Below are 3,644 nucleotides of genomic sequence, written 5' to 3' on the forward strand. Positions count from 1 at the left end.
CGATCGCCGCGGGCGCGGACGCCTACGTGACGGCGGACCTGCGCCACCACCCGGCGTCGGAACACCTGCTGGCGGGCTCCCTGCCCGGCCGCCCGACGCCCGCGCTGGTCGACGTCGCGCACTGGGCCTCGGAGTGGCCGTGGTGCGGGCAGGCGGCGGCCGTCGTCGAGAAGGCGCTGGAGGGTAGCGTCGAGATCCGCGTGTCCACGATCCGCACGGATCCGTGGACGATCGGCGCATGATCAGGAGGACCGTGTGAAGGCCGCCCCCGCCGCGCAGAAGCGGCTGCTCGACCTCGCCGCAGCGGACGCCGAGCTCACCCGGCTCACCCATCGCAGGCGGGCCCTGCCCGAGCACGCCGAGCTCACCGAGGCCGAGGGCGCCGTGCGGTCGAGCAAGGACGCGCTGGTCGAGGCCGAGACCTCGGCCGGGGACCTGGACCGGGACATCACGCGGCTGGAGCGGGACATCGACGGCGTCCGGCAGCGCACCGAGCGGGACAAGGGCCTGCTCGCGGGCGGGATCGGGGCCAAGCAGGCCCAGGACCTGCAGCACGAGCTGGAGACCCTGGCCCGCCGCCAGTCCACCCTGGAGGACGAGCAGCTCGAGGTCATGGAGCAGCGCGAGGCGCTGGGCGGCAACCTCGACCACGCCCGGCGCGTGCTGGCGGAGGCCGAGGAGCGGCTCGCCGCCGTCACGGTCCGCCGGGACACCGCACTCGCGGACCTCGACGCCGCCGAGGCGGGGCGCACGCGAGACCGCGCCGCGATCCTCCCCGAGCTCCCCGAGGACCTGCTCGCCGAGTACGAGAAGCGCCGCGCGGGCGGCCGGGTCGGGGCGGGTCTGCTCCGCGAGCGGCGCTGCGGGGCCTGCAGGCTGGAGCTCGACCGGACCTTCCTCGGCCGGATCAAGGCCGCCGCGGTGGACGACGTCGTGAACTGCGAGGAGTGCGACGCGATCCTCGTCCGGACGGGGGAGTCGGGCCTGTGAGTGCGCCTTCGGGTTCCGCGGCCTGGACCGGGCAGCGCGGGGCGGTGAGCAGGCTGTTGCTGCTCCGCCACGGCCAGACCCCGCTGTCGGTGGAGAAGCGCTACTCCGGCCTCGGCGATCCCGCCCTCACCGAGCTCGGGCTGGCCCAGGCCGACGCGGCGGCGGCCCGGATGGCGGCGCGGGGCGGGATCGACGCGATCCTCACCTCCCCGCTCCAGCGGGCCCGGCAGACGGCCGAGGCGGTGTCGAAGGCGGTCGACGTGCCCGTCGAGGTGCGGCCGGGGCTGATCGAGACGGACTTCGGCTCCTGGGAGGGGCTGACCTTCCTCGAGGCCCGCGAACGCGACCCGGAGCTGTTCGCGCGCTGGCTCGGCAGCTCGTCGGTGCCGCCGCCCGAGGGCGAGAGCTTCGACGCCGCGGGGGAGCGGGTGAACCGGGAGCTCGCGGAGATCGTCGCCGAGTTCACCGGGAGGACGGTGCTGCTGGTCAGCCACGTCACGCCGATCAAGCTGATCCTGCAGACCGCGCTGGGCGTCGGGACCTCGATCCTCTACCGCCTGCACCTGGACCTGGCGTCGCTGTCCGTCGCGGACTTCTTCGCCGACGGCAACGCCACCGTCCGGCTGGTGAACGACACCTCCCACCTGGGCGGGCCGGACTCGCCGGCGCTCACCCGCTGACCAGCCACAACGCCGTGGTGGCCGCGGCCAGGCAGGCGGGCACGGTGAGCAGGCCGAGCGCGGAGAAGGTGGCCAGGCGGGGCGGCGCGGGCAGGATCCGCCGCCACAGCAGGGTGGCCAGCGAGCCGACGTAGGTCAGGTTCGGCCCGATGTTCACCCCCAGCAGCAACGCCAGCACCACGGCCGGAGCGGGCGCCGGGCCGAGGGCGGCGAGCAGCACCAGCGTGGCGGGCAGGTTGTTCAGCAGGTTCGCCAGCAGCGCCGCGACGCCCGCCATCGTCAACAGCCCCACCAGGGTCGGCGCCGCGGGCAGGAACCCGGCGAGCGCGTCGGTGAGCCCGTGCGCGCCCACCGCGGCGACGACCACTCCCAGGGCCAGGACGAACAGGCAGAACAGGGGCGAGGTCGATCGGCATCACGATCGTGGCGAGCACCACCAGCAGCCACAGCCCGGTGCCCGGCAGCAGCACCAGCCCCGCGAGCCAGGCCAGCAGCAGCGAGGCGGGCAGGGCGATCAGCAGCAGCCGCAGGGTGAGCCGCGGCTCGCGGCCGAGCACCCCACCCTGGACCTCCGTGGCGTCGGTGAACAGCAGGATCGCCAGGATGATCTCGACGATGTGCTCGGCCGACTCGAACTCGATGTCGAAGACGAAGACCGGGTCCGAGCCCGCGGTCAGCGCGACCCCCGCCGCCAGCATGGCCAGCGGCATGGTCACGCTGAACCGCGCCAGCCTGCCCGCGATCAGCGCCCAGCCGAGCAGCAACAGCATGATGACGACGAGCGCGAGCATCGATCCCCCTGCGGCTCACCCGAGTTCGACGGGGAGTCTCGCACGAGCCGCGGGTCGTCGTGATCAGCCGGAGTCCGCCACTCCGAGGTACTGGTGTCCCGCACCCGGACAGTAGGGTCGGCACCCGTGCCGGACGGGTCGTGGGCCTCCTCGCCGGGGGTGCGGGCGAGCATGCGGTCGAACCGCGGGCGGGACACGAGGCCCGAGCTCGCGCTGCGCCGGGCGGTGCACGCACTGGGCCTGCGGTACCGGGTCGGGGCCCGGCCGCTGAAGGGCGTCCGGCGCACCGCCGACCTGCTGTTCACCCGGGCCAAGGTGGCCGTGTTCCTCGACGGCTGCTTCTGGCACGGCTGCCCGGAGCACCACACCGTCGCGGCCACGAACGCGGAGTTCTGGGCCCGCAAGGTGTCCGACAACCGGCGGCGGGACCGCGACACCGACCAGCGACTCGCCGAGGCGGGCTGGCGGAGCGTGCGGGTCTGGGAGCACGAGGACCCCGCGGAGGCCGCGCTGCGGGTCCGCGCGGCCGTCACGTGAACGACGAGCGCGCCCTGCGCGTCTCCGTGTGGGCCTCCGCCGCGTTCGGGGTGATGGCCCTGGTCTGGGGCGTGCTCTCGGGGTCCCGGCTGATCGTGTTCGACGGCCTGTACTCCTTCGCCGCCGTCGGGCTCTCGCTGCTCGCGGTGCTGGCCCTGCGCACCGCGCGGCGCGGACCGGACGACCGCTACCCCTGGGGCCGCGAGGCGTGGGAGCCGCTCGCCGTGGTCGGCAAGGCGGCGGCGCTCGCGGGCCTGTGCCTCTACGCGCTCGTCGGCGCGGTGGTGGAGATCGTGGACGGGCCGGAGTCGATCGCCGTCGGGTCCGCAGTGGTCTACGGCGTGGTGTCCACGGTGGCCGGGGTCGCGGTCACGCTGGTGCTGCGCCGGATGGCCCGCCGCGCGTCGGACCTGGTCCGGGCCGAGGCCGCCGAGTGGGCGGGGGACACCCTGCTCAGCGTCGGGGTGCTCGTCGGCTTCGTGGTCGCGTGGGTGCTCGTCCTGAACGGCAGGGACGACCTCGCCCGCTACGTCGACCCCGGCATGGTCGTGCTCGCCTCCGCGGCGTTCCTCCCGGTGCCCGCGCGGCTGGTCGTCCGCGGGATCCGCGAGCTGCTCAGCATGTCCCCGCCCGACGAGGTCCTGGA

At 74.8% G+C, this 3,644-nt stretch carries 6 protein-coding genes and 1 pseudogene; 6 read left to right on the top strand and 1 reads right to left on the bottom strand.

Features of this window, described 5'->3' with window-relative positions; all coding sequences use genetic code 11:
- The 3 genes from H5J29_RS25085 to H5J29_RS25090 form a co-directional block, all read left to right on the top strand.
- The coding region (locus H5J29_RS25085) for a Nif3-like dinuclear metal center hexameric protein (RefSeq protein WP_220187898.1) at window positions 1–242 on the top strand (242 nt) is incomplete at its 5' end.
- Between the two features lie 13 nt (window positions 243–255).
- Entirely contained in the window at window positions 256–990 is a 735-nt protein-coding gene (locus H5J29_RS35395) for a zinc ribbon domain-containing protein (RefSeq protein ID WP_312858394.1), read from the top strand.
- Complete coding sequence (locus H5J29_RS25090) at window positions 987–1,670, top strand: histidine phosphatase family protein (RefSeq protein WP_376768571.1); 684 nt, start codon at window positions 987–989, stop codon at window positions 1,668–1,670. Before H5J29_RS35395 ends, H5J29_RS25090 begins: the two co-directional genes overlap by 4 nt.
- On the opposite strand, the pseudogene H5J29_RS25095 reads toward H5J29_RS25090, so the two are convergent.
- A pseudogene (locus tag H5J29_RS25095) lies at window positions 1,660–2,079 on the bottom strand (ArsB/NhaD family transporter); the annotation flags it as partial. The gene H5J29_RS25090 and the pseudogene H5J29_RS25095 sit on opposite strands and share 11 nt — an antisense overlap.
- Here H5J29_RS25095 and H5J29_RS25100 point away from each other — a divergent pair.
- From H5J29_RS25100 to H5J29_RS25110, 3 genes are all read left to right on the top strand, one after another.
- Window positions 2,003–2,524 (top strand): hypothetical protein, encoded by a 522-nt coding sequence (locus tag H5J29_RS25100; protein ID WP_181783488.1) that lies wholly within the window; start codon window positions 2,003–2,005, stop codon window positions 2,522–2,524. The pseudogene H5J29_RS25095 and the gene H5J29_RS25100 overlap by 77 nt on opposite strands.
- A 108-nt stretch (window positions 2,525–2,632) precedes the next feature.
- A complete protein-coding gene (locus tag H5J29_RS25105) occupies window positions 2,633–2,998 on the top strand; it encodes a very short patch repair endonuclease (RefSeq protein WP_181783491.1) in 366 nt (121 codons plus the stop codon).
- Window positions 2,995–3,644: cation diffusion facilitator family transporter (locus H5J29_RS25110; RefSeq protein ID WP_312858396.1), on the top strand; the 650-nt coding region annotated here is incomplete at its 3' end. The genes H5J29_RS25105 and H5J29_RS25110, both read left to right, overlap by 4 nt.

Source organism: Pseudonocardia pini (assembly GCF_013870575.1).
Classification (GTDB): domain Bacteria; phylum Actinomycetota; class Actinomycetes; order Mycobacteriales; family Pseudonocardiaceae; genus Pseudonocardia; species Pseudonocardia pini.